Below are 24,787 nucleotides of genomic sequence, written 5' to 3'. Positions count from 1 at the left end.
GGCCAGGGGCGGGCTGACCAGGGGAGGGACCCACCATGACCACCACGCTCACCCGCACCGGACCCGCACGCCGAGGCGCCGTACGGGCCGGACTCGGCGCGGTCGCGGCCACCGCGGCCACGGGGCTGCTGGCCGGGGTCCTCGGTGCCGGGGTCGCGGTCGCGCAGCCCGCACCGGACCGGGCCCCGGCCACCCTCGCCGCCGTCACGGCGCCTGCCACCGCCACCGCCGCCGACGACGACACCACGCCCGACGAGCAGCGCCTGCGCGAGATCGCGGGCTCCATCTGGACGCCCCAGCTCGCGGCCGGATGGAACATGAACAGCGAGGTCGAGGCGATCCTCTCGACCGCGACCGGCGAGATCCTCCGCTGCTCGGAGGCGTTCGCCCTGGTCCCGCGCCCGCCGGCGTTCTTCCCCGGGCCGAGCTATCTGCGCCAGTACTGGAAGCAGATCCGCGACTACTTCCTGGTCGTGAAGGACAACCGCACGTACCGCGCCTGTGTCGTCGCGACAGCCGCGAACTACCGCTCGCCGATCGAGATGGCCTCCATGGGCATCTGAGCACCGGCCGCACCGGCCGCTGCCGGGCGGTGGAGCCTGCATCGGCTCCACCGCCGGAGTCGGGCCGCGGAGCGGGCGGGCCCGTGTGCGTCACGGTTCCGGCGTTCAGCGAGCTCCCGGGCAACCCGCGGTTGGTGGCTCTTGATGAGGCCGGACCGGTGCCGACCAGCACCAACCGAGCCACGAGGCGTGGGTGGCGGCATCGAGCGCGACGATCAGCACGTCGTTCCATCCTCGGGCGGGACCTGCTCGCTCGCAGCCTCGGCCATGACGAGGCTGGCACTGACGGCCTGTTTGTCGTCGATTCCGACGTGCCGGAGGTAGGCCCAGCGATCCAGCTGAGTGCATGCCCAGTTGGGGTCATACGCTGCGGTAGGCAGCTGCGGGATGCGTTTGCGACCGGTTTCATCCAGTCGGTATGGCTCCTCGAACGCGTTCTTCCACGCCTGGACAGCGGTGGCATACCGCTGTTCGGCCTTCTCAGCGCTGATCTCCAGGTAGGCCGCGATCTGTGCCCAGGAGCTGCCGCGTTCGACTTCGTAGATGACGGCCGATTCCAGAGTCCGTTCGGCCAGGTCAACGAGCTGTCGGGCTTGGCTGACTCGACCGCCGAATCCGGTGTCGGCATCGTTGCGGGTGCCCACCAGGCCCGCAGCAGCGTCAGCCACCTCCGTGGCGTTGTCGGCGAGTACGAGTCGAGCCAGCCCTTCGAGGGAGTATGCGGCTCGGTCCTGGTCATAGGGGGTGGACTCACTCATGAGGGACAGATTCCCACGTCCGCGAGCTGTGCGGCCACCGGGTATTCGCGGTCGGCGCCCCACCGTGCCCGGAGAAGAGCGGGAACCTCCCACGCTTCGGCGCTGCCACGTGATGCGGTTGGTGCTGCAGCGGGACCTGCGGAAGATCCCCAGGAGTTCGGGCGGGCGACGCCGCGTTCGACGGGTGCGCGTGTGGCGGCCAGGGCACGGGCGCGGGCTTTCTCGGTGGGGGCCAGTTCCTGGAGCTGCTTGCGTTTGACGCCCGTGGTCAGCCACGGACCGGCGTCCTGGTGCGTGAGGTCGGCCACGATGGCCGGGGCTCAGCCCGTGCCGTGCCGGCCGGTCAGCGGACCAGGCATGGCGCCAGCTTGTCTGCCTGGGTCATGCCACCAGAGCTTCCGTGACTGGCACGCACTCGGCGAGCAGGTCGACGACGTCGCGCCAGGCTCGCTGTGCGTGCTGTGGGTGGTAGCCGACGCCGGGGACCGTGGGGTGGTCGACCGGCGGGTGGTGGAAGGCGTGCAGGGCGCCGCCGTAGACCGTGAGGCGCCAGTCGACGCCCGCGGCCTGCATCTCGGCGGTGAACGCGTTCCATTGCTCGGGCGGCATGATCGGGTCTTCCGACCCGACCCCGGCCCACACCGGGCAGCGAATGCGCGCCGCCTCGCCCGGACGGCCCGTGGTCAGTGCGTTGACTGTCCCGATCCCGCGCAGGTTTGCGCCGCCGCGCCCGAGTTCCAGCCCGACGGCGCCTCCGGTGCCGTATCCGACGGCGGCGATCCGCTCGGCGTCGGTTCGCGGTTCGGCGCGCAGTACGTCGAGCGCAGCGTGACCGATGCCCCGCAGCCGGTCGGGATCAGCGAGCAGCGGTATGCAACGGGCCAGCATCTCCTCGGGTTCGCCGAAGTAGCGCCCGCCGTGAAGGTCGAAGGCCAGCGCTATGTATCCCAGCTCGGCGAGAGCGTCGGCCCTGCGGCGCTCGACGTCGCTGAGCCCCATGCCTTCTGGTCCGATCAGCACCGCGGGCCGGCGGTCGACACCGGCCGGCAGAGCGAGGTGCCCGGTCATCGTCAAACCGTCCGCAGGGTACTCGACCTTGCGCGTCGTAGTCGTCGCCATGAGGCGGGACTGTAGTGATCATCGAGCCCGGTCCGGCCGGTGTTCTGCCACTGGCGAAAAGCGCGCGTGCGCCCCTGAAGTACGGCGGGGCCGGGCCCAGGGCTGCGCGTCCTGCTCCTGGCCTGCGGCTACCTCACGCCGCAGGCCAGAGACCGCGAGGAACGGGACGAAGGCGATGCCCTGCTCCCCGCACAGGTTCACCAGCCCGCTCTCGTCAGCGCGGCGCCAGTCCAGGCCGTAGGGTTTCCGCACGCAGACAACCGGGGCGATCGTTCGAGCCTTGGCCACGTGCTCGGGTCACCACGACCACGTCGCCGTGCCAGGACGAGAGGGCTCGGTTGATTCGGGAACCAACCGCCACCTGGACCCGGGGGCCCGTACGCGCGGAGCCGGCTCGCCCTCGCCGGGCCGACGCCGGACCTGTTCGTGCTGCCGGAGGGAGATACCGGCGAAGGGATATCCGGCGCGGCGACACCCGGCCTGACGGAGGCACAGCAGGCGGCGGCCAGGGAGGGCCGACGCCTCGTCGCGGCTCTCGGCGAGTTCTGCTTCGACGGCACGGGCCTGGCCTGTGTGGCGGGGATCGACGCGGCGGAGGCGGTCCGTCGTCTGGAGGGCACGACCACCGAGCCTGAAGGTCTGACAGAGGCCCTGCGGGAGGGGTGGTGGCTGGACGTGGACCCGGAGATGCGCACAGTCGGTGTGACCACCGTCCCGGGAGGCTGCGTCGTCGCACAACCGTGGGGCTACGTACCGCAGATGACCGGAGTGATGAGGCGGCTCTCCGCCGGTACCGTCTGCTACGGGCTGTACGCCAACCCCAAGAGCGGCAACCAGGGCAGCATCGTCCGTGACGGAGTCGTCGAGGATTCCGACCTCCACCCCGGCGGAGGTCCGACCGCCTGGGACACCGCCGAGGAGGTCTTCTTCGCCTGCGTGTACCACCGGCACGCGGTGGCCCATGCCTGTGCCTACGCGGGGCTGCGGCCGACGGACGCGCGTGCCGTCACCGGGCCGCCCGACCTGTGGGTGGAGTTGCCGCCGCGGGTGCTGCGGTGGGACTGACCCGGGCGCCAGGCGTCGTGGACGCCCGGGCGCGAATCCGTCCTGACCGCCGTCTGGCCGAGCGGCGGCCCGGCTACGCGCCGCGTCCGTGCCGGTGACGCATTGGTGTGGGAGGGCGGAAACCCGGTGGGGCGGACCGGCCGCCCGCTGCTAGCCTCCCCGCATGATCACGCACGCGCCGTTCTCGATGATGCCCCGCCGCAGGGGCTGCTGAGTCGGACGTGTGACGTGCCGAGGCCCCGGGAAGGGGCCTCGTCCGCGTGTGCGCAGCCGGAGCCCGCTCCCCGGGAGAGCAGAGGAGAGGGCTTCCATGACCACGATCAACACGGGCGCGCGGCCGGCCGCGCGCACCTACGTCACCACCACCGTCCCGTACGTCAACGCCCGCCCCCATCTGGGCTTCGCCCTGGAACTGGTGCAGGCGGACGTGCTGGCCCGGCACCGGCGGCAGGCGGGCGACGAGGTCCGGCTGCTGACCGGCACGGACGACAACTCGCTGAAGAACGTGCTGGCCGCCGAGGCCGAAGGCGTGCCCGTGCAGGAGTTCGTCGACCGCAACGCGGCCGCCTTCGCCGGGCTGCGCGGCCCGCTGGACCTGTCGTTCGACTTCATCCGCACCAGCAGCGACCCCCGCCACCGCGCCGGCGTGGAACGCCTCTGGCAGCGCTGCGCCGACGCGGGCGACCTCTACCGCAAGCACTACGAGGGCCTGTACTGCGTCGGCTGCGAACAGTTCTGGGCCGGGAGCGACCTCGACGGCGGACGCTGTCCCGAGCACGGCACCGAACCGCAGGCGGTCGCCGAGGAGAACTGGTTCTTCCGGCTCTCCCGCTACGCCGAGCCCCTGCGCGCCCTGATCACGGACGGCACCCTGCGCATCGAACCCGCCTCGCGCCGCAACGAGGTCCTGGCCCTGATCGACGGCGGACTGCACGACTTCTCCGTCTCCCGCTCCCAGCGCCGCGCCCGCGGCTGGGGCATCCCCGTCCCCGGCGACCCGGACCAGGTCGTCTACGTGTGGTGGGACGCGCTCGGCAACTACATCACCAGCCTCGGCTACGGGACCGGCGACCCCGCCTTCGAGGAGTGGTGGGCGGGCGCCGGTCGGCGCATCCACCTGGCAGGCAAGGGCGTCATCCGCTTCCACGCCGTGTACTGGCCCGCCATGCTGCTCTCGGCGGGGCTGCCGCTGCCCACGGACATCCTGGTCCACGACTATCTGACCGTCGGTGGCCGGAAGATCAGCAAGTCGGCGGGCACCGGCGTGGACCCGGCGGAACTGGCCGCCGACACCGGGGCGGACGCGGTCCGCTGGTGGCTGCTGCGGGACGTGCCGCGCACCGGGGACGCCGACTTCACCCGCGAGCGCCTGGTCGCCCGCGCGGACGCCGACCTCGCGGGCGGGATCGGGAACCTGGTCCACCGGGTGGTGACGATGGCCCACCGCTACCGGGACGGACGCCCGCCCGCCGGCCACGGCATCGGCCCTGTCTCGCCGGAGCTGGCACGGGCCTGCGCCGAGAGCCCGGCCCGGATCGCGGCGGCCCTGGAGGCGTACGACTTCCGGCGGGCGGCCGCCGCGGTGTGGACGATCGTGGAGGAGGCGAACCGCTGCGTGGACGCCACCCGGCCCTGGGAGTCGGCCCGGGCGGAGCGGGCCGGGGACCCGGCGGCGGGGGAACGGCTGGACGCCGCGCTCGCCGCGCTCCTCGCAGCGTGCCGGGTCCTCGCGGACCGGCTGTCGCCGTTCCTGCCGGGGGCGGCGGCGCGGATCGCGGCGCAGTGCTCACCGGTGGACGGCGTCCTGCCGCCGCCGGGGCCGCTGTTCCCCCGGCTGGGGGCGGGGGCGGCGTAGGAGCCACGCGCGCCCCGGGGCCCGGAACCCGGGCCCCGGCCCGGGTTCCGGCCCGCCCGTCCCGACCGGACGCGCCCCGGGTTTGGGGCCCGCCGTCCCCGACCGGGCGGCCCCCGCCCGCCCGGCCCCCTCAGGCGTACTGCTCCGCGTACTCGCCCACCGGCTCGATCACGGTGATCACGTCGATCAGCACACCGCTCGGGTCGGCCACGATGAAGTGGCGCTGGCCGAAGTCCTCGCTGCGCAGCTCCAGCGCCGGGCGCAGCCCCTCGCGCCCGACGAGGCGTTCGTACTCCGCGTCCACGTCGTCGACCTCGAAGTTGAGCACGAGGCCCCGCACCGGGTGGCGGTGGCCCTCGGGGATCGTGGGGTGGGTGTGGTCGAGCAGGGCGAGTTCGTAGCCCGGGTCGCCCGGGAGGCGCAGGCTGATGTACCAGTCCGCCTCGAAGGTGACCTCGAAGCCGAACAGCCGGGTGTAGAAGTCGCGCGACTCGGCCAGGGCGGCCGTGCCGATCACCGGGTAGAAGCTGTTGGTCTTCATGACGGGACCCCTTTCGCGTACCATCGGTATGCGAAACACGCTATTCGCGTACCGTCGGTATGTCAAACGGTGGTCAGTCGCGCCCCGGGAGCGGGGCGGGACGAAAGAACGGAAGGGGAGAGCGTGATGCGGCAGGACGGTGTCCGGGCCCAGCAGCGGGAGCAGACCCGGCAGGCGCTGCTGAGGGAGGGGCGGCGCCTCTTCTCGGCCCGTGGCTACGGGGAGGTCGGCCTCGCCGAGATCGTCCGCGAGGCCGGGGTCACCAAGGGCGCGCTCTACCACCACTTCGCGGGCAAGGCGGAGCTGTTCCGGGCCGTGCTGGAGGAGGTGCAGCGGGAGGTGGGCGCACGCGTCGCCGCGGCGGCGGAGACCCGTGCCGATCCCTGGGAGCAACTCACCGTCGGATGTGAGGAGTTCCTTGCCGCGAGCACCGACCCCGAGGTGCAGCGGGTGATGCTCGTGGACGGGCCCGCGGTGCTCGGATGGAGCGAGTGGCGGGCGATGGACGAGGCGTCCTCGGCCCGCCACCTGGCCGAGGCGCTCACGGCGCTGGTCGAGGCCGGGGTGATCGCGCGGCAGCCGGTCGCCCCGCTGGCGCACCTGCTGTCCGGCGCGATGAACGAGGCGGCCCTGTGGCTTGCGGGCCCGGCCCGTCCCGGTGACCTCGCGGACACCCGGGCCGCGCTGGCCCGCCTCCTGGCCGGGCTCCGCACGGGGTGACGGGCGGCCGGGCCGGGCCCACGTAAGGGGCCGGCCCGGGTGTCGCCCGGGGGACCTGGCCCGGTCAGACCGCCGGGCCCGGACCCAGACCGGACCCGGAGCCGTGACCGGACCCAGACCGGAGCCGTGACCGGGCCCGGAGCCGGACCGCGACCGGACCGGGCACCGCGCGCCTCGGCGGGTCACGACCGTCCGCGTCGGCGGGGCCGGGTCGCCGACGGCCCCGAACCCTGTCAGCGGGCGCGGGGGCGGGGCAAGCGCGTTGCGGGCACCGGACCGGCCGGAGACCGTGGGCGGCCGGATCCCTCCCGCGCCGGAGAGATTTTCCGGACGCCGGTAAGGATGCGACCCGCGCATGACATATACGGGGTGTGGAGAACAAGCAGACCGTGAGCGAGCCGGGCCGCAGCGCGCGATTCACGAAGGTGTACGTGCGCGAGTACCCGCGTGTACACGCTTTCGCGCGGCGCAGAACGGGGGACCCGGGCGCGGCCGAGGACATCACCGCGGAAGTGTTCCGGATCGCCTGGGAACACGTGGTCCGTGGCGGAGAGGCGACACCCGGGTGGCTGTTCGTCACCGCGCGGAACGTCCTCGGCAACCACTACCGGTCCCATGCCCGGCTGACGGAGTTGCACGGGCGGATCGGTGCGGAACTGGACCGTGCGCCCGCGTCGGCCGAGACCTCGGCGGTCCTGGAAGCACTCGACCGGCTGCCCGATCGGCACCGCGAAGTCCTGTTGCTCAGTTACTGGGACGGTCTCGCGGCGGCGGAGATCGGCGGTCTGCTCGACTGCGGCACGTCGGCCGTGTGGGTCCGTCTGCACCGGGCGCGCAAGGCGTTCCGCGAGATGTACACCTCGTCCCGGGAGTCGGTATGAAGCGTAAGCAGTCAAGGAGGCCGCGGATGTCCGCGAAGCGCACCGCCGAGATGATCAGGCAGGCCGATCCGCTCGCGGCCACACCGGCGGAGCCGGGCCTGTCGCCGCGCGCGCTGCGGGAGTTGAGTGCGCTGACGGACGAGTCCCCCTCCGCCCCGACGGTCGTCTCGCCGTCGCCCTTGCCCCCGCGCTCGCCCTCGCCCTCGGTCCGCTCCGCGCCTCCGCGCCCGCGGCGGCGGCTCGGCCTGCTGGCCGGGGCCCTCGCGGGGGTGGCCGCGGTGGTCGCGGTGGCGGTGGCCGTCCTCTCCGGCCACGGGGAATCGAGCGGCGGCCTTGTGGCCGACGAGCCGCACTACGCGTCCGCCGCGGAACTCGAGAACGCCGCCGACCTCATCGTGCGGGCGAGGCTCGGCAGCGGTGAGGAGCGGACCCTCGACGACGTGACGTCGACCGAGGCCCCGGCCGAGGTGCTTGCGACGGCGAAGGGGACCGCGCCGGGCCGGACCGTCACCGTCCGGTACGCACCTCCCGGAGACGGAGGGCCGGAGACGGCCGATCTCGCGGCGGGGAATGAGTACGTGCTGCTGCTGGAGCGTCAGGACGACGGCCGCTTCACCCTGGTGAACACCGTCCAGGGCGCCTACGGCATCGCCGGCGCCGGAGCCGTGCCCACCGGGGGCAACGAGGTGGAGCTGAGCCCGGCCGTGCTGAAGGCCCTCGGCCTGGGGGAGTGAGCGGCGGAGGGGGTGCCGTCCGTGGACGGCACCCCCTCGTGTCACTCCACGCCTCGCGCCACACCGGGCGCGTTCGCGGTGTCGCTCACTTGACGCGTGCCACGCGGTCCTTGAGACCCGCGACCGTCCCCGCGTCCTCGAAGCCGGCCTCCGCCGCGGGCTGTACCGTGCCGCCCGTGCCGACGGTGTACAGGGCCTGCTCGGGGTTGAGCAGGTCGTACGGCGATGCGTCCCCGTGGTCGGCGAGCATCAGCACGTACTGGGTGCCGTCCTTCGCCAGGGTGGTGGTGTGCTCCTCCCGGTAGGTCGTCGCGCCGAGCGTGCCTCCGAGCTGGCTCACCTCGACGGTGTCGCCCGCCTTCACGTCGCCGGCGAGCACCTCGGAGACCTTCACCGTGGAGACGGTGATCACCACCGGCTCGACCTCGCCGGCCTCCTCCGCGGAGAGACCTGCCTGAGGGTTGGTCAGCGGGTCGCCCTCGGTGGACACCTCCGGCATCAGCTCCTTCACCGTGGAGCCGATGACGGTGCCCTTCACGATGGCGTCCGCCTCCCTCACGATCGCGTCCAGCGAGTCGAAGGCCGGGTAGTCCGCTTCATAGGCGATGACGCCGGGCTTCTGGGACGTGCTCCCGGCCTCGGTGGAACCACTGCCGGAGTTGCCGGAGTCGCCGGAGCAGCCGGCGGCGGCGAGTGCGACGAGAACCGCGGCACCGCCCGCAGTGAGATGGCGCAGTCTGGTCATCGGTAGATCCTCTTCACCTCGGAGACGTCGTACGCCAGCGGCTTCTGCACTTTGGCCCGGTTGCGGCTGTGCTTCATCAGCGACGCCTTCTTGGTCCCCGGGTTGTCGTCGAGGCTCAGCGCGTGCCCCAGTTCGTGCGTGACGGTGCTCCGGGACCATTCCGTCATCCTGGAGCCCGAGTCCCGGTCGAGAGTGCGCGCGTTCACCTTGATCTTGAAGACGCGGTTGATGGGCCGCCAGCCGGACGGCGAGTAGAGGCCGTACCAGCTCTCCTTGTAGCGCGCGGCGGTGAAGGTGGCCTTGGCGTTGGACTTGCGGCCGATGCTGACACCGGCCTTGGCGTTGTTCCAGTTCTTGCGGCCGGTGTCCAGGAACCCGACCCAGGTGTCGTTGATGCCCACTGCCTTCACGTTGAAGGAGCGGCTGGGCATGCCGCCGTCGTAGTAGTCGGCCCGAGCGGTGGTCGCCCCGCCCAGTCCGACTGCCATCGCCGCGATGACGGCGGTCGCGACCTGTGTTGTGGTGCGCAGACGAGAACGTCTCAATGAAGCTCCCCGTGTGGTACCCGCGCTGGTCGGTCGACCTGCGACAGGCTGCGGTCGGCTGGATCCCGAGGGGGAGACAGGGGTACCCGAACTGCGGAAACACCAGAACAGCAGGGCGAATCAGAGCGTGCTCGACTCCCCCGTGTCGCAGCAGTGGACCGGTTGGCCTGGTGTCCCCCGTGGATCGGCCTCGGTCAAGCAGAGCCTAACTGTGCGGGTGCACAGGGGCAACGCGTATTCGAATCCAACAGCGCTGCCGGACAACAGAGTTGACGGCATGTCGGGACGGCCTCGTCGCCGCGGCAGCCGCTGACGGCGGAGGTCGGTCGGCCCGGAACGCGGGCCGCCGCCCCCGGTGCTGTGCGGTACCGGGGGCGGCGGGCGGAAGGGCGCTGGTCAGCCGACCAGTTGCTCGTACGCGGGCAGGGTGAGGAAGTCCTCGTAGGTCTCGTCCAGCGCCACCTTCAGCAGCAGGTCGTGCGCCTGCTGCCAGTGACCCGCCGCGAACGCCTCCTCACCGGTCTCGGCGCGGATCGCGGCCAGTTCCTCCGCCGCGACCGTGCGGGCCAGTTCCGGGGTGGCGCGCTCGCCGTTCTCGAACACGACCCCCGCGTTGATCCACTGCCAGATCTGCGAGCGGGAGATCTCCGCCGTCGCCGCGTCCTCCATGAGGTTGAAGATGGCGACCGCTCCGAGGCCGCGCAGCCACGCCTCGATGTAGCGGATGCCGACCTGGACCGCGTTGCGCAGGCCGTCGTAGGTCGGCCTGGCGTCCAGGGAGTCGATGGCGATGAGGTCCCCGGCGGCCACCGAGACGTCCTCGCGCAGGCGGTCCTTCTGGTTGGGCTTCTCGCCGAGGACCGCGTCGAAGGAGGCCATCGCGATCGGGACGAGGTCCGGGTGGGCGACCCAGGAGCCGTCGAAGCCGTCGCCCGCCTCGCGGTCCTTGTCCGCCTTGACCTTCTCGAAGGCGACCTTGTTGACCTCGGCGTCCTTGCGGGACGGGATGAACGCCGCCATCCCGCCGATCGCGTGCGCGCCCCGCTTGTGGCAGGTGCGGACGAGGAGTTCGGTGTACGCGCGCATGAACGGCGCGGTCATCGTCACCGCGTTGCGGTCCGGGAGGACGAACTTCTCGCCGCCGTCACGGAAGTTCTTCACGATGGAGAAGAGGTAGTCCCAGCGGCCGGCGTTGAGGCCCGAGGCGTGGTCGCGCAGCTCGTAGAGGATCTCCTCCATCTCGTACGCGGCCGTGATCGTCTCGATGAGGACGGTTGCCCGGACGGAGCCCTGCGGGACACCCACGTATTCCTGCGCGAAGACGAAGATGTCGTTCCAGAGGCGGGCCTCCAGGTGCGACTCCGTCTTCGGGAGGTAGAAGTAGGGGCCCTTGCCGGCCTCCAGCAGTCGGCGGGCGTTGTGGAAGAAGTACAGGCCGAAGTCGACCAGGGCGCCGGGGACGGGAGTGCCGTCCACGGTGAGGTGGCGCTCGGCGAGGTGCCAGCCGCGCGGGCGCATCACCACGGTGGCGAGTTCCCCGGCGGGGCGCAGCGCGTAGGACTTGCCCGACCGGGGGTCGGTGAAGTCGATGCGGCGCTCGTAGGCGTCGATCAGATTGAGCTGGCCGAGGACGACGTTCTCCCAGGTGGGAGCGGAGGCGTCCTCGAAGTCGGCGAGCCAGACCCTGGCGCCGGAGTTCAGCGCGTTGATGGTCATCTTGCGGTCCGTCGGCCCGGTGATCTCCACGCGGCGGTCGTTCAGCGCCTCGGGCGCGGGGGCGACCCGCCAGGAGTCGTCCGCGCGGATCGCCGCCGTCTCCGGGAGGAAGTCCAGCGTGGACGTGCGGGCGATCTCGGCACGGCGCTCGGCGCGGCGGGCGAGCAGCTCGTCGCGCCGGGGGGTGAACCGGCGGTGCAGCTCGGCCACGAACGCGAGGGCCGCGTCCGTCAGGACCTCTTCCTGCCGGGGCAGGGGCTCGGCTTCGACGATGGCCAGCGGGGACGGCGCTGGTGCGGACATGAGCTGTCACTTCCTTCAGCGAGCTTCACAGGCTTCGCAGATGTCATCGGTCGGTGCCGGCCGTCCGCCGGGTCGCCGGGCGGCACTCGGTGCCAGGGGCTCCGAGGTACGGCGGCGGGCGCCGTCCGATGGATCAAGCGCTTCTGAACAGTGGATAGTAGTTACCGCATGGTGGAAGTTCAATGGTTTGTTGATATCGAGATTCTCCGGGTCGACAGAACGTGGCGCAGCGTGCCACGCCGTTCACCTGAGGTGGCGCAGGTCGTCGGGGGTGTCGATGTCGTGGTCGGCGGCGATGTCCCCGCACTCCACGAGCCGGATCGCGGCGGCGTGGGCGGCCAGATGGTCCCGGGCGCCCCGGTCGCCCGTGGCGCTCGCCGCGATGTCCGCCCACCGGTCCGCCCCGAACAGCACCGGATGCCCGCGCCGCCCGTCGTACGCGGCCGTGACCAGCGAGTCGCGCGAGGTGTACGCCTCGCGGACCCGGGCCACCGCCGCCGCGCCGATGCCGGGCTGGTCGACGAGGAGGACGAGGACGGCGTCGGGGGCGGTGTGCTCCGGCCCGGGGGCCCGCAGGGAGGCGAGGCCCGCGCGGAGGGACGAGCCCATGCCCGACGCCCACTCCGGATTCACCACCACCGTGCAGCCTGTGAGGTCCGCCTCCGCCGAAACCCGGTCGGCCGCCGCGCCGGTCACCACGTGCACCGGTCCGCAGCCGCCGTCCCGCAGGATCCGTACGGCGTGCTCCACGAGGGGCCGCCCCCGGTACGGGAGCAGCGCCTTCGCCCGCCCGCCGAGCCGCCGCCCGCCACCTGCCGCCAGCAGCAGCCCGGCGACGACGGGCCGGGGCGGGCGAGGGTCCCCGGATCCGGGGCCCGGGGCCGGGCCGGGCTGCGGGGGTGGCTCGGGGGAGAGGGGCTGTGTCATGGGACTCCTCCTGGTTCGCGGCCCGTGCCGGTTCCTGGCTCGTGCCGGTTCGCGGCTCGTGCTCGTTCCTGACTTGCGCCGGTTCGCGGCTCGTGCGGTGTCCGGCGGTTCGCCGCCGGAGCGCGGCCGCAGCGCGGCGGGAGCGCGCGGCCGTCTCCGACAGCGTGCACCCCGGATCCGCCGCCGTGTTCCCGGCGTGCCGCCGGGGTCGTGGCCTGAATTCCGTCGTGCCTGTGGCGCGTCCGGGGCCGATGGCGTTAACTGTCCCGCACCCCGCGGGCGTTGCTCACCTGCCCGTGGGGGCGCAGGTGGGGCGGAAAGACATGCGAGGGGCTGGGCTTTGTTGCGGAGCGTGGGGCAGACGCGGGTGACGGAGAGCGGTGAGGACCCGAGGGCGGCGGAGTTACGTGCCACCGTGGCCCGGCTCCGCCGCGAACTGGCCGGTCATCCTGCCGATTTCGGCGACCGGGAGATCGCCGAGGACGAACTCGCGGTCCTCGCGGCGATGGTCGCGGGCGGCGACCCCGAAATCCGGCGGATGCGCCGGTCCCTGCTGCTGATCGCGGCGGCGATCGGGTCGGTCAGCGCCCTATCGCCCGCCCTGATGCAGGTCCGCCGTGCTGTGGACCTGTATGCGGTGGACCTCTTCGGCGCACCGCCCCCGGGCCCCGCCGTGCCCGGCGCGGGCGCCTCGGACCCCCGCCCCTGAGCCACCCGCAGGCACCGCGGGCCCGGCCGCCGTGCCGGGGCCCGGGCGGGGGGCTGGTGGCCCCTTCTTGGCCCGTCGCCCCGGCCGGGGGCCGACCCGGCCTTCGGCGGAGCCGGACGCCGTGGTTCCGGTCCTCCGTCCGCGCCCCGGCGCGGGGACCCCTTCGGGGGCGGCGGTGGGCACCCAAGCCGTCCCCGGGCCCCGGCCGCGCGGCCGGCCCCCACCACCACACGCCTGCCCGCGCCCCGCGCCTGCGCGCCAAGCGCGCCTCGCGCATCCCGCCGCCGTCAGACCTGCCCCTGCCCCGCCCCCGTGTTCGCCAGGGCCGAGGAGAGGTCGCGGGCGACCTCGTGGAGGATGGGGACGATTTTCTCCGTCGCCGCCTCGGTGACCCGGCCCGCCGGGCCGGAGATCGAGACGGCGGCGGCGGTGGGGGAGTCGGGCACCGGGACCGCGAGGCAGCGGACGCCGATCTCCTGCTCGTTGTCGTCGACCGCGTACCCCGTGCGGCGGACCTGCTCCAGCGCGGCCAGGAAGCCCTCGGGGGTGGTGATGGTCTTCTCCGTCGCCGCCGGCATACCGGTACGGGCCAGCAGGGCGCGGACCTCGTCGGCCGGCGTGTGGGCGAGGAGGGCCTTGCCCACGCCCGTGGAGTGCGGCAGGACCCGGCGGCCCACTTCGGTGAACATCCGCATCGAGTGCTTGGACGGCACCTGCGCGACGTACACGATCTCGTCCCCGTCGAGGAGTGCCATGTTCGCCGTCTCGCCGGTCTCCTCGACGAGGCGGGCCAGGTACGGGCGGGCCCAGGTGCCCAGCAGCCGGGAGGCGGACTCGCCGAGGCGGATGAGCCGGGGGCCGAGGGCGTAGCGCCGGTTCGGCTGCTGGCGGACGTAGCCGCAGGCCACCAGGGTGCGCATCAGGCGGTGGATGGTCGGCAGGGGCAGGCCGCTGGCCGCCGACAGTTCGCTGAGCCCGACTTCGCCACCGGCGTCGGCCATGCGTTCCAGCAGGTCGAAGGCGCGCTCCAGGGACTGCACGCCGCCGCTGTTCGCGGGCTTGGCTGCGTCGGTGGTGCTGGCGTTGGACGTCGGCACGTCGGCGGTCCTTTCGGGCAGGCAGGGCAAGGCAGCAGCCTACCGGGCGCACGTCCGGGGCACACGGCTCCGGCCCGGCCGTATCTGCCGGTCAGGGCCTGTTTGTCCCGGTGTCCGCCGCGGTGCACGGGTGCCTCCGGGGCCTTCTCTGGTGAAGCACCCCAACCGCTGTGCGGAATTCTACTTCCACTTTGTGGAAACATCCAATTCGGGTGCGAGTCGCTCCGTGCGCCCCGGGCGGGTCTTGACGAGGGTGTGCCCGAGGGGAAGACTCCTGATTGCTTCAACAGTTCGTTGAATTTCTGCCCGGTGGAGAGCCGGGGACGTGAAAGAGATGAGGTGAGCGGGTGTCCGAGGTGGACGGTGCCGAACCCGTACGGACGCAGGCGGAGCCGACCGAGCAGACGGAGCCGGCTGGCGTGACCCTGGTGCTGCGCTCGACGCGCGTCGTCACCCCGGAGGGCACGCGCCCCGCGAGCATCGCCGTCGCCGGCGGTCGGATCGCCGAGGTCGGGGACCACGACGCCCCCGTGCCCGCCGGCGCCCGGCTCGTGGACGCGGGCGACGACGTCGTCCTTCCCGGTCTCGTCGACACCCACGTCCATGTCAACGACCCCGGCCGCACCGCCTGGGAGGGCTTCTGGACCGCCACCCGCGCCGCCGCGGCCGGCGGGATCACCACCCTGCTCGACATGCCGCTCAACTCCCTCCCGCCGACCACCACCGTGGAGAACCTGCGCGTCAAGCAGGAGGTCGCCCGCCCCAAGGCGCACGTGGACACCGGTTTCTGGGGCGGCGCGCTGCCCGGCAACGTCAAGGACCTGCGCCCCCTGCACGACGCGGGCGTCTTCGGCTTCAAGTGCTTCCTCTCGCCCTCCGGCGTCGAGGAGTTCCCGGAACTCGACCAGGAGCAGCTCGCCCGCTCCCTCGCCGAGATCGCCGGCTTCGGCGGACTGCTCATCGTGCACGCCGAGGACCCGCACCACCTCGCCGCCGCCCCCCAGCAGCCGGGCCCCCGGTACGCGGACTTCCTCGCCTCCCGGCCGCGCGACGCCGAGAACACCGCGATCGGGAACCTGATCGCGCAGGCCGAGCGGCTGGGCGCCCGGGTGCACGTGCTGCACCTGTCCTCCAGCGACGCCCTGCCGCTGATCGCCGACGCCCGCCGCCGTGGCGTCGCCGTCACCGTCGAGTCCTGCCCCCACTTCCTGACCCTCACCGCCGAGGAGGTCCCGGACGGCGCCACCGAGTTCAAGTGCTGCCCGCCGATCCGGGAGGCCGCCAACCAGGACCTGCTCTGGCAGGGCCTCGCCGACGGCACGATCGACTGCATCGTCTCCGACCACTCCCCGTGCACCACCGACCTCAAGACCCCCGACTTCGCCTCCGCCTGGGGCGGCATCTCCTCCCTCCAGCTCGGCCTGCCCGCCGTCTGGACCGAGGCCCGCCGCCGCGGCCACACCCTCGACGACGTCGCCCGCTGGATGTCCACGGCCCCCGCGAAGCTCGCGGGCCTGCACCGCAAGGGCGCGATCGAGGCCGGACGCGACGCCGACTTCGCGATCCTCGCGCCGGACGAGACCTTCACCGTCGACCCGGCCCGCCTGCACCACCGCAACCAGGTGACCGCCTACGCGGGGCGCACCCTCGCGGGCGTGGTCCGCTCCACCTGGCTGCGCGGCGTCCGGATCGCGGCCGACGGCGACCTGGCCGAGCCGACGGGCCGACTGCTGGAAAGGAACCACTGACACCGTGTCCGCATCCGCTTCCTCCTCCGCCACCCCCGGCATCCCGTCCTACACGGGCGACGCCAGCCCCTACGGCGGCGGTGACCCGTACGCCGACTACCGCGGCCCGGGCCCGGCCGGCTTCCCCTTCGCGCAGTACGCCGACCTCGCCGACCGCCGCCTCGGCGCCGGAGTGGTCGCCGCCAACGACGAGTTCTTCGCCGAGCGCGAGAACCTGCTCAAGCCCGAGGCCGCCCACTTCGACCCCGAGCACTTCGGGCACAAGGGCAAGGTCATGGACGGCTGGGAGACCCGCCGCCGCCGGGGCGTCTCCGCCGAGGTGCCGCACCCCGCCGAGGACGACCACGACTGGGCCCTGGTCCGCCTCGGCGCCCCGGGCGTGGTGCGCGGCATCGTCGTCGACACCGCCCACTTCCGCGGCAACTACCCGCAGGCCGTCTCCGTCGAGGGCGCCTGTGTACCCGGCTCGCCGTCCCCCGAGGAACTCCTCGGCGCCGACGTGAAGTGGACGACCCTCGTCCCCCGCACCGCCGTCGGCGGCCACGCGGCCAATGGCTTCGCCGTCGAGAACGAGCAGCGCTTCACCCACCTCCGCGTCAACCAGCACCCCGACGGCGGCATCGCCCGGCTGCGCGTCCACGGCGAGGTCGCCCCCGACCCCGCGTGGCTCGCCGCGCTCGGCACCTTCGACGTGGTCGCCCTGGAGAACGGCGGACAGGTCGAGGACGCCTCCGACCGCTTCTACTCCCCGGCCACCAACACCGTCCAGCCCGGCCGCTCCCGCAAGATGGACGACGGCTGGGAGACCCGCCGCCGCCGCGACAAGGGCAACGACTGGATCCGCTACCGCCTCGTCGAGCAGTCCGAGATCCGCGCGGTCGAGATCGACACGGCCTACCTCAAGGGCAACAGCGCCGGCTGGGCGGCGCTCTCGGTACGCGACGGCGAGGACGGCGAGTGGCGCGAGATCCTGCCGCGCACCCGCCTCCAGCCCGACACCAACCACCGCTTCGTCCTGGACGCGCCGGCCACCGGCACCCATGTCCGGATCGACATCTTCCCCGACGGCGGCATCTCCCGGCTTCGCCTCTTCGGCTCGCTGACCGCCCAGGGCTCGGCCCGGCTCACCGCCCGCCACCAGGAACTCGGCGGCTGACCCGGGGACTCCTTCCGCACGAGAGACCTCCCGGGACGGCAGCCCGCCCTCCGCCCCGGGACCGGGAGGCACGACACCCTCCCACCCCCGTGGGGCGCACCGGCCGACAGCAACGGTGCGCCCCACGTGCATGCCCGCACCGGGTCCGCCCCCCGCCCCGGCCCGCCGGGTTTGCGGGCCCGACCCGACCGAGGCCCGCCCGGACCGACCGACTTCTGCCCGGACCGACCGACTTCCGCCCGGACCGATGAGTTGCCGCCCCCGCGACCGTCTGCCCTGATGTACCGAGAGCCACCCCAACGAGCCCCGGACCGACCCCGGACGGGCTCCGACAGAGAAGGTGCGTCATGGCCCAGCTCAGCGCCACCCTGTTCCTCACCCTCGACGGCGTCTACCAGGCCCCCGGCGGTCCGGAGGAGGACACCACCGGCGGGTTCGACCTCGGCGGCTGGCTGGCCCCGCTCGTCGACGACGACTTCGGTGCCTTCGTCGACGAGAACTTCCGCCACCCCACCGCCTTCCTCCTCGGCCGGCGCACCTACGAGATCTTCGCCTCCTACTGGCCGAAGCAGACCGACCCCGGCGACCCGGTCGCAGGGAAGCTCAACGCCCTCCCCAAGTACGTCGCCTCCACCACCCTGGAGAACCCGGAGTGGGCCGGCACCACCGTCATCGGCCGCGAGGACCTGGTCAAGGAGGTCGCCGCGCTCAAGAAGAGCACCGAGGGCGAGATCCAGGTCCACGGCAGCGGCGCCCTCCTCGGGCAGCTGCTGAAGCAGAACCTCGTGGACGTCCTCCACCTGATCGTCGCCCCGGTCGCCCTCGGCAAGGGCATGCGCCTCTTCGGCGCGGGCACCGCCCCCACGGCCTTCACCCTCACCGGCAGCCGCACCACCTCCCAGGGCGTCGCGATCCTGTCGTACCGGTACGCGGGGCAGCCGCAGTTCGGCACGGTGGGGGAGTAACGCCGGGGGGCGACGGCCTTTGGAGCGACGGTCGATCGGGAGAGAGGGGCCGAGGGGGACTGGTCGTCCTCGTCGACCCCGACTCCTTCGGCACTGGCACCGAGGGCGCCGTCGACCGCTACGTCTTAAAATCCGCGCCACCCGCCATCTGGTAATCCTGACCGGGCCCTGACCGGGCTCGGGTCGCGCCTCGCTACGCGGGCCGGATCGAGGCGAGTTGCACCAGCAGCAGCACCAGCCGGTACGCCTCGGCGGTGTCGGCTGCCGCGAACGCGACGGTGCGGGCGCCACCGGTACGGGAGACTCCCGGGACCAGCGTCGCCAGATCCACGGTGTGCGGAGCGGCGAGGTCCACCTCGACGTCCAGTGGCCCGGCAAGCACGAACGGCGCGACGGCGTCGCGCCGTTCGACCGCCTCGGCGGCGCCCCGGCGCAACCGCTCCCGGGCCTCCTCGGGGTGCAGCGCGACGGCCGCGCCCTGGCCGAGGGCCTCTTTCACGGCCACTGTCACCGCCGCCGGGACCAGTTCCCGCAGCTCCGCGCACGCGGCGTCGTCCCCGCTGAGGAAAACGACCGGTGCGCCCAGGTGCCCGGCCATCGCGGCGTTCAGCCCGATCTCGCCCACGGACAGCCCGTCCAGGCGCACATCGAGGATGCCGTCGCTCATCGAGTGCGCCAGCACGGCCGGGCCCTGGCCGGCCCGGGCGTGGCAGCCGACGCACAGGACCGCGCCGGTCTCCTCGTCGAGCCCGGCGAGCATGCCCAGCGAGCGGGGCCGCCCGCGCACCAGCCGCGCCCGCCGGTCCAGGGACCCCGGCAGCAGGTTGCGGAAGGTCCCGTGCGCGTCGGCGACCAGGACCTCCGCGCCGGGCTCGGCGTCCAGGACGCCCGCGACCACGGCGTTCGCCTCCGCCGTCATCAGCGCCCGGCCGCGCTCGTAGTCGAAGCGTTCGGCGTTGGTCTCGGCGGGATGCACGATCCCCGAGACGCCCTCCATGTCGACAGAGATCAGGATCCTCATGGGCCGGGGAGCCTACGGGCCGGGGCGGGCCCGCCGCCACCGTCGGACCCTGCCGGCCGCCCGCCCCGCCCCCTACTCCCGCAACCGGTCGGCCGCCACCATGATCGTCGCGCCGGTGGCCGCGAGGACGATGCTCGCGAAGAGTTCGTGGCCGTCGAGGAACGGGAGGCGGTGGACGAGGCCCCAGAGGCGGAACCAGTCGGCGAACTCGTGGGCCACGCCCGCCGCGCCGAAGACGAACGGGAGGCAGCCCGCGGCGCTGAGGATCTTCTTCATGGGGCGAGCGTGGCGCGCGAGGGCGTCCGCGCACGTCGGTCGTCGGGTGCGGTGGGGGTGTCGAAAGTCTGAGACCGCGCGACTTCGGTAGCGCGTCCGGCCCGGTGGCCCCCCGCCCGGCCCCCGGGTGCCTAGCGTTGTCGGCATGACGCGCACGGAGTACCCATGGCTGCTGCCCTCCGCCATGGCCGAGAGCCCCGACCCCGACGCCGAGCACCGGCCCGGCGGGCGCCGGGGGGCGCGGCCGCGCCGGACGCTGCGGGACTGGGTCGTGGACACCCTCGTCTTCCTGCTCGCGGCCGCCATCGGGGTGGCCGCCGGTGAGGCGTCCCAGGAGGCCGGCAACGCCGAGGTCGTCGTTCTCGTGGACCAGCTCCTCGGCGCCGCCGCCTGCTGCGCGCTCTGGGTGCGGCGGCGCTGGCCGGTGGGGCTCGCGGTGGTGCTGCTGGTCGTGAGCACCGTCTCGCCCGTCGCGGGCGGGGCCGCCATGCTCAGCCTGTTCAGCCTGGCCGTGCACCGCCCCTTCCGGCCGGTCGCCGCCGTCGGCGCCCTCGCCCTGCTCACGGCCGTGGTGCAGCCTCTTGTCCGCCCGGAGCCGTCGACCACCTACCTGGTCGGCGTCATCGCCGGGCTCGTCCTCGTCCTGCTGGTGGTCGGCTGGGGCATGCTCGTCCGCTCCCGCCGGCAGCTCTACGTCGCCCTGCGCGAGCGCGCCCTCCGGGCCGAGGCGGAGGCCGTGCTCCGCGCCGAGCAGGCCCAGCGGCTCGCCCGGGAGGCCATCGCACGGGAGATGCACGACGTCCTCGCCCACCGCCTCACCCTGCTCTCCGTGCACGCCGGGGCCCTGGAGTTCCGGCCGGACGCCCCGCCCGCCGAGGTCGCCCGCGCCGCCGGCGTCATCCGCGACAGCGCCCACGAGGCCCTCCAGGACCTGCGCCAGATCATCGGCGTCCTCCGCGCCCCCGGCGAGGGCGAGGGCGCCGCGGACCGGCCCCAGCCCACCCTCGCCACCCTGGACGCGCTGGTCGCCGAGTCCCGGGAGGCCGGGATGACCGTCGAGCTGGACGACACCATCGACGACCCCTCCGCCGTGCCCGCCGCGACCGGCCGGACCGTGTACCGGATCGCCCAGGAGGGCCTGACCAACGCCCGCAAGCACGCCCCCGGCGCGGAGGTCCGGATCACCCTCCGCGGGCGGCCCGGCGACGGACTGACCGTGGAGGTGCTCAACCCGCCGCCGCGGGGCGACGTCCCCCGCGTCCCCGGATCCGGCCAGGGCCTGATCGGCCTCACCGAGCGGGCCGTCCTCGCGGGCGGGCGCCTGGAGCACGGCAGGACCGGCGACGGTGGGTTCCGGGTCTCGGCCTGGCTACCGTGGCCCCCATGACCATCCGCCTGATCGTCGTCGACGACGACCCCCTCGTCCGCGCCGGGCTCTCCCTCATGCTCGGCGGCGCCGAGGACATCGAGATCGTGGGGGAGGCGGCGGACGGCTCCGAGGTGCCCGACCTGGTCGACCGGCTCGCCCCCGACGTCGTCCTCATGGACATCCGGATGCCCGTGACGGACGGTCTGACCGCCACCGAGGCACTGCGCGCCCGGCCCGGCGCGCCCCAGGTCGTCGTGCTGACCACCTTCCACGCCGACGAGCAGGTGCTGCGCGCCATGCGGGCGGGCGCGGCCGGGTTCGTCCTCAAGGACACCCCGCCCGCCGAGATCGTCGCCGCCGTCCGCCGGGTCGCCGCGGGCGACCCCGTGCTCTCGCCCGCCGTCACCCGCCAGCTGATGGCCCACGCGGCGGGCAGCGCCGGGGACACCCGCCGCCCGGCAGCGGCCCGGCGGCTCGACGCCCTCGCCGAACGCGAGCGGGAGGTCGCCGTGGCGGTCGGCCGGGGCCGCTCCAACGCCGAGATCGCGTCGGATCTGTACATGAGCGTGCCGACGGTGAAGACCCATGTCTCGCGGATCCTGGCCAAGTTGGGCCTCAACAACCGTGTCCAGATCGCGCTCCTCGTCCACGACGCGGGACTCGCGGACGATGACGGGGCCCCGCCCGGTCCGTAGGGTCGGACGATGACCGCCGTCGATCTCGCCGCCCTCGGCGAGGACTTCACCCGCGACCCCTACCCCGTGTACGAGGCCCTGCGCGCCCGGGGGCCCGTCCACCGCGTCCGCCTCCCCGAGGGGCACGACGCCTGGCTCGTCGTCGGACACGAGGCGGGGCGCGCCGCACTCGCGGACCCCTCGCTCTCCAAGGAGTGGCGCAACGCGGCGCCCGACCTGGGCGCCCGCCAGCTGTCCTCCGGTATCACCATGCTCAGCGCCGACCCGCCCCTGCACACCCGGCTGCGGAAGCTGGTGGCACGGGAGTTCACCATGCGCCGGGTGGAGCGCCTGGCGCCCCGCGTCCAGGAGATCACCGACGAGCTGCTGGACCGGATGGTGCCGCAGGGCCGCGCGGACCTGGTGGACGCCTTCGCGTTCCCGCTGCCGATCACCGTCATCTGCGAGCTGCTCGGCGTCCCCTTCCTCGCCCGGGACTCCTTCCGCGCCTGGTCGGGCACCGCGCTCTCCTCACCGGACCGGGCCGAACGCGAGTCGGCCGCGGCCCAGTTGACGCAGTATCTCGCCGGGCTCCTCGCGGAGAAGCGCGACCGGCCCGGCGACGACCTGATGAGCGCCCTGATCCACGCCTCCGCCGGCCCGGACGGCGACGACGGTGAGGACGGTGAGGACGCCTCCGCCGGCCCCGACGCAGAGGGCGGCCCGGACGCCTCCGCCGGCCCCGACGCCTCCGCCGGCCCGGGCGCCGAGGACGCCGACGGCGACCGCCTCACCCCGGGCGAACTCATGGGCATGGCCTGGCTGCTCCTGGTCGCGGGCCACGAGACCACCGTCAACCTCATCGGCAACGGCGTCCTCGCCCTCCTCACCCACCCGGACCAACTCGCCGCCCTGCGCGCCGATCCGGCACTGATCGACGGCGCGGTCGAGGAGATGCTCCGCTGGGACGGGCCCGTCGAGACACCCACCTACCGCTTCACCACCACCCCCTACGAGGTCGGCGGCACGACCGTCCCCGGCGGCGGCCAACTCCTCCTGATAGCCCTCGCCGACGCCAACCGCGACCCCGCCCGCTTCCCGGACCCGTCCCGCTTCGACATCCGCCGCGACACCCGCGGCCACCTCGCCTTCGGCCACGGCCTCCACTACTGCCTGGGCGCACCCCTGGCCCGTCTGGAGGCCCGCGTAGCGATCACCACCCTGCTCACCCGCTGCCCCGAGCTGCGCCTGGACGCCCACCCGGCCGCCCTCCCCTGGCGCGGAGGCATGCTGATCCGCGGCGTGGAACGCCTCCCGGTGCGCTGGTGAACCGGCCACCGGTCCGGCCCCGGCGGGCCGCTACTGCGAGGGGATCTCCGCCAGCCGGACCGGGCGCCGCTCGCGGCGGGAGAGTTCGCACGCCTCCGCGACGCGCAGCGCGGTCAGCGCCTCACGGCCGTCGCACGGGTTCTCCGCCTCGCCCGTGACCAGGCGGACGAAGGCGTCCAGCTCGGCCTCGTACGCCGGGGCGAAGCGTTCCATGAAGCCCGGCCAGGGGTTGTCGACCGGGGGGATGCCCTTGGGCTCGGTGGAACTGATCGGGGTGCGGTCGTCCAGGCCCACGGAGACCTGGTCCAGCTCGCCGGACAGCTCCATGCGCACGTCGTAGCCCGCGCCGTTGCACCGGGTGGCCGTGGCGGTGGCGAGGGTGCCGTCGTCCAGGGTCAGGACGGCGGCGGCGGTGTCCACGTCGCCCGCCTCGCGGAACATCGGGTCGCCGCCGTCCGAGCCGGTCGCGTACACCTCGGTGATCTCGCGGCCCGTCACCCAGCGCAGGATGTCGAAGTCGTGCACCAGGCAGTCCCGGAACAGCCCGCCGGACAGCGGCAGGTAGTCGGCCGGCGGGGGAGCGGGGTCGGAGGTGATCGCGCGGACGGTGTGCAGCCGGCCGAGGCGCCCGGAGCGGACCAGCTCCCGGGCGGCCGTGTACCCGGCGTCGAAGCGGCGCATGAAGCCGAGCTGGAGGACCGTGCCCGCCTCGTCGACGTCCCGGAGGGCGGCGAGGGTGCCCGCCAGGTCCAGGGCGATGGGCTTCTCGCAGAAGGCCGGCAGCCCGGCGCGGGCGGCCCGGCCGATGAGCTCGGCGTGCGCGGAGGTCGCCGAGGCGATCACCACCGCGTCCACGCCCCAGGCGAAGATCTCGTTCGCGCTCGGGGCGGCGGTGGCCCCGTAGCGTTCGGCGGTCCGTACGGCCCGCGCCGCGTCCGTGTCCGCCACGACCAGGGATCCCACCTCGCGGTGGCGGCTCAGGATGCCCGCGTGGAAGCTGCCGATACGGCCGGTCCCGATCAGTCCGATGCGCATGGCCCCAAAGGTGGAGGTCGCCCCGCCACGGTGTCAAGCATTTGTCCTGACAACCGAACCTCGCGACTTCCCGTCAACATGGCGTGGGACTACGCTCCCCTTCGTGTCCAAGCAGCCCAGACGAGAGAAGGACGTGCCACCGGAGCCCCCGGAGCGCTCGGATCCCCCGGAGCTCCACCTCGGCGTCGACCGCACCAGCCCGGTCCCGCTGTACTTCCAGCTCGCCCAGCAGCTGGAATCGGCCATCGAGCACGGCACCCTCACTCCCGGCAGCCTTCTCGGCAACGAGATCGAGCTGGCCGGGCGTCTCGGGCTGTCCCGACCCACCGTCCGCCAGGCCATCCAGTCCCTGGTCGACAAGGGACTGCTGGTGCGGCGCAGGGGCGTGGGGACCCAGGTGGTGCACAGCCAGGTCCGGCGCCCGCTGGAGCTGAGCAGCCTCTACGACGACCTGGAGGCCGCGGGCCAGCGCCCGGCCACCACCGTCCTGGTCAACGCCGTGGAGCCCGCGGACGCCGAGGTCGCCGCCGCGCTCGGCGTCGCCGAGGGCAGCGAGGTCCGCCGCATCGAGCGGCTGCGCTACGCCCACGGGGAGCCCATGGCCCGGCTGCGCAACCACCTCCCGGCGCACCTGCTGGAGTGCCGCACCGAGCGGCTGGAGGCGACCGGCCTGTACCGGATGATGCGCGGCGCGGGCATCACCCTGCACAGCGCCCGCCAGACGGTCGGCGCGCGCGCGGCCGAGGGCCCGGAAGCGGAACTCCTCGGCGAACGCCCGGGCGCGCCGCTGCTGACCATGGCGCGCACGACCTTCGACGACACCGGCCGCGCGGTCGAGTACGGCGCGCACGTCTACCGCGCGACCCGGTACGCCTTCGAGTTCCAGCTCCTCGTCCGCCCCTGACCGCCGGGCGGGCGCCGGCCCGCGGGCGGGCC

General features: G+C 73.6%; 25 protein-coding genes and 1 pseudogene. 14 read left to right on the top strand and 12 right to left on the bottom strand.

Translation table 11 applies throughout. The annotated features are described in order from the left end of the window. Positions 1 to 35: 35 nt before the first annotated feature. Positions 36 to 563, top strand: coding sequence for a hypothetical protein (locus C593_RS0113140; protein WP_018847751.1), 528 nt, complete (start codon positions 36 to 38; stop codon positions 561 to 563). 215 nt (positions 564 to 778) lie between these two features. On the opposite strand, the gene C593_RS33020 is transcribed toward C593_RS0113140, so the two are convergent. The 3 genes and pseudogenes from C593_RS33020 to C593_RS0113130 form a co-directional block, all read right to left on the bottom strand. Next, positions 779 to 1,321, bottom strand: coding sequence for a hypothetical protein (locus C593_RS33020; protein ID WP_018847750.1), 543 nt, complete (start codon positions 1,319 to 1,321; stop codon positions 779 to 781). A gap of 108 nt (positions 1,322 to 1,429) precedes the next feature. Continuing rightward, a pseudogene (locus C593_RS33735) lies at positions 1,430 to 1,632 on the bottom strand (IS5/IS1182 family transposase); the annotation flags it as partial. Positions 1,633 to 1,702: 70 nt separating this feature from the next. Beyond that, complete coding sequence (locus tag C593_RS0113130) at positions 1,703 to 2,440, bottom strand: dienelactone hydrolase family protein (protein ID WP_026277646.1); 738 nt, start codon at positions 2,438 to 2,440, stop codon at positions 1,703 to 1,705. Between the two features lie 426 nt (positions 2,441 to 2,866). Here C593_RS0113130 and C593_RS29555 point away from each other — a divergent pair, with 426 nt between their 5' ends. Together C593_RS29555 and metG are read left to right on the top strand one after the other, a co-directional pair. Next, positions 2,867 to 3,505 carry a hypothetical protein gene (locus C593_RS29555; protein WP_018847748.1) on the top strand — a complete coding sequence of 213 codons (639 nt, stop codon included), beginning with the start codon at positions 2,867 to 2,869 and terminating at the stop codon, positions 3,503 to 3,505. A 310-nt stretch (positions 3,506 to 3,815) separates the two neighbouring features. Continuing rightward, positions 3,816 to 5,360, top strand: coding sequence for a methionine--tRNA ligase (metG, locus tag C593_RS0113120; protein WP_018847747.1), 1,545 nt, complete (start codon positions 3,816 to 3,818; stop codon positions 5,358 to 5,360). Between the two features lie 130 nt (positions 5,361 to 5,490). Here metG and C593_RS0113115 read toward each other — a convergent pair whose 3' ends face one another. Beyond that, on the bottom strand, positions 5,491 to 5,901 hold the full coding sequence (locus tag C593_RS0113115) for a VOC family protein (protein ID WP_018847746.1): 411 nt from the start codon (positions 5,899 to 5,901) through the stop codon (positions 5,491 to 5,493). 126 nt (positions 5,902 to 6,027) lie between these two features. On the opposite strand from C593_RS0113115, the gene C593_RS0113110 reads away from it, so the two are divergent. The 3 genes from C593_RS0113110 (at position 6,028) to C593_RS33015 (ending at position 8,236) form a co-directional block, all read left to right on the top strand. Next, complete coding sequence (locus C593_RS0113110; protein WP_018847745.1) at positions 6,028 to 6,621, top strand: TetR/AcrR family transcriptional regulator; 594 nt, start codon at positions 6,028 to 6,030, stop codon at positions 6,619 to 6,621. Between the two features lie 371 nt (positions 6,622 to 6,992). Next, entirely contained in the window at positions 6,993 to 7,502 is a 510-nt protein-coding gene (locus C593_RS0113105; protein WP_018847744.1) for a sigma-70 family RNA polymerase sigma factor, read from the top strand. Between the two features lie 26 nt (positions 7,503 to 7,528). Continuing rightward, the gene (locus tag C593_RS33015) at positions 7,529 to 8,236 is read left to right on the top strand and encodes a hypothetical protein (RefSeq protein ID WP_018847743.1); all 708 of its coding nucleotides are present in this window, start codon (positions 7,529 to 7,531) and stop codon (positions 8,234 to 8,236) included. A gap of 85 nt (positions 8,237 to 8,321) precedes the next feature. Here the strand turns inward: C593_RS33015 and C593_RS0113095 are convergent, their stop codons facing one another. The 4 genes from C593_RS0113095 to C593_RS0113080 form a co-directional block, all read right to left on the bottom strand. Continuing rightward, positions 8,322 to 8,981 (bottom strand): hypothetical protein, encoded by a 660-nt coding sequence (locus C593_RS0113095; RefSeq protein WP_018847742.1) that lies wholly within the window; start codon positions 8,979 to 8,981, stop codon positions 8,322 to 8,324. Further along, positions 8,978 to 9,526: a zinc metalloprotease gene (locus C593_RS0113090; protein ID WP_486591125.1), complete on the bottom strand. Its 549-nt coding sequence runs from the start codon at positions 9,524 to 9,526 to the stop codon at positions 8,978 to 8,980. The genes C593_RS0113095 and C593_RS0113090 overlap by 4 nt, the downstream gene beginning before the upstream one ends. A gap of 396 nt (positions 9,527 to 9,922) precedes the next feature. Next, positions 9,923 to 11,545: a malate synthase A gene (gene aceB, locus C593_RS0113085; protein WP_018847740.1), complete on the bottom strand. Its 1,623-nt coding sequence runs from the start codon at positions 11,543 to 11,545 to the stop codon at positions 9,923 to 9,925. Positions 11,546 to 11,788: 243 nt separating this feature from the next. Next, the gene (locus C593_RS0113080; RefSeq protein ID WP_018847739.1) at positions 11,789 to 12,472 is read right to left on the bottom strand and encodes a nucleotidyltransferase family protein; all 684 of its coding nucleotides are present in this window, start codon (positions 12,470 to 12,472) and stop codon (positions 11,789 to 11,791) included. 352 nt (positions 12,473 to 12,824) lie between these two features. Between C593_RS0113080 and C593_RS0113075 the strand changes: the two genes are divergently transcribed. Continuing rightward, entirely contained in the window at positions 12,825 to 13,181 is a 357-nt protein-coding gene (locus C593_RS0113075; RefSeq protein WP_486591124.1) for a DUF5955 family protein, read from the top strand. Between the two features lie 287 nt (positions 13,182 to 13,468). Here C593_RS0113075 and C593_RS0113070 read toward each other — a convergent pair whose 3' ends face one another. After that, positions 13,469 to 14,278, bottom strand: a complete 810-nt coding sequence (locus C593_RS0113070) for an IclR family transcriptional regulator (protein WP_018847737.1) — start codon at positions 14,276 to 14,278, stop codon at positions 13,469 to 13,471. 419 nt (positions 14,279 to 14,697) lie between these two features. Here C593_RS0113070 and allB point away from each other — a divergent pair, with 419 nt between their 5' ends. The 3 genes from allB to C593_RS0113055 all read left to right on the top strand — a co-directional run bounded on the left by allB (position 14,698) and on the right by C593_RS0113055 (position 18,147). After that, on the top strand, positions 14,698 to 16,026 hold the full coding sequence (allB, locus tag C593_RS0113065; RefSeq protein WP_026277645.1) for an allantoinase AllB: 1,329 nt from the start codon (positions 14,698 to 14,700) through the stop codon (positions 16,024 to 16,026). Positions 16,027 to 16,030: 4 nt separating this feature from the next. Next, a complete protein-coding gene (gene alc / locus C593_RS0113060; RefSeq protein ID WP_018847735.1) occupies positions 16,031 to 17,182 on the top strand; it encodes an allantoicase in 1,152 nt (383 codons plus the stop codon). Between the two features lie 347 nt (positions 17,183 to 17,529). Beyond that, positions 17,530 to 18,147 carry a dihydrofolate reductase family protein gene (locus tag C593_RS0113055; RefSeq protein ID WP_018847734.1) on the top strand — a complete coding sequence of 206 codons (618 nt, stop codon included), beginning with the start codon at positions 17,530 to 17,532 and terminating at the stop codon, positions 18,145 to 18,147. A gap of 193 nt (positions 18,148 to 18,340) precedes the next feature. Here the strand turns inward: C593_RS0113055 and C593_RS0113050 are convergent, their stop codons facing one another. Both C593_RS0113050 and C593_RS0113045 read right to left on the bottom strand, forming a co-directional pair. Further along, a complete protein-coding gene (locus tag C593_RS0113050; RefSeq protein ID WP_026277643.1) occupies positions 18,341 to 19,168 on the bottom strand; it encodes a M55 family metallopeptidase in 828 nt (275 codons plus the stop codon). A gap of 72 nt (positions 19,169 to 19,240) precedes the next feature. Beyond that, positions 19,241 to 19,444 carry a hypothetical protein gene (locus C593_RS0113045; protein ID WP_018847732.1) on the bottom strand — a complete coding sequence of 68 codons (204 nt, stop codon included), beginning with the start codon at positions 19,442 to 19,444 and terminating at the stop codon, positions 19,241 to 19,243. Positions 19,445 to 19,589: 145 nt separating this feature from the next. Between C593_RS0113045 and C593_RS0113040 the strand changes: the two genes are divergently transcribed. The 3 genes from C593_RS0113040 to C593_RS33730 are packed head-to-tail and all read left to right on the top strand — an operon-like array spanning position 19,590 to position 22,816. Beyond that, a complete protein-coding gene (locus tag C593_RS0113040) occupies positions 19,590 to 20,831 on the top strand; it encodes a histidine kinase (RefSeq protein ID WP_018847731.1) in 1,242 nt (413 codons plus the stop codon). Further along, positions 20,828 to 21,508, top strand: coding sequence for a response regulator transcription factor (locus tag C593_RS0113035; protein WP_037745772.1), 681 nt, complete (start codon positions 20,828 to 20,830; stop codon positions 21,506 to 21,508). Before C593_RS0113040 ends, C593_RS0113035 begins: the two co-directional genes overlap by 4 nt. Before the next feature lie 9 nt (positions 21,509 to 21,517). Then, entirely contained in the window at positions 21,518 to 22,816 is a 1,299-nt protein-coding gene (locus C593_RS33730) for a cytochrome P450 (protein ID WP_018847729.1), read from the top strand. Positions 22,817 to 22,846: 30 nt separating this feature from the next. Here the strand turns inward: C593_RS33730 and C593_RS0113025 are convergent, their stop codons facing one another. Next, a complete protein-coding gene (locus C593_RS0113025; RefSeq protein ID WP_018847728.1) occupies positions 22,847 to 23,851 on the bottom strand; it encodes a Gfo/Idh/MocA family protein in 1,005 nt (334 codons plus the stop codon). A gap of 133 nt (positions 23,852 to 23,984) precedes the next feature. On the opposite strand from C593_RS0113025, the gene C593_RS0113020 reads away from it, so the two are divergent. Continuing rightward, positions 23,985 to 24,755 (top strand): GntR family transcriptional regulator, encoded by a 771-nt coding sequence (locus C593_RS0113020; protein ID WP_018847727.1) that lies wholly within the window; start codon positions 23,985 to 23,987, stop codon positions 24,753 to 24,755. Positions 24,756 to 24,787 lie beyond the last annotated feature (32 nt).

Source organism: Streptomyces sp. CNT372 (assembly GCF_000377145.1).
This window is presented reverse-complemented; position numbering and strand designations above follow the sequence as displayed.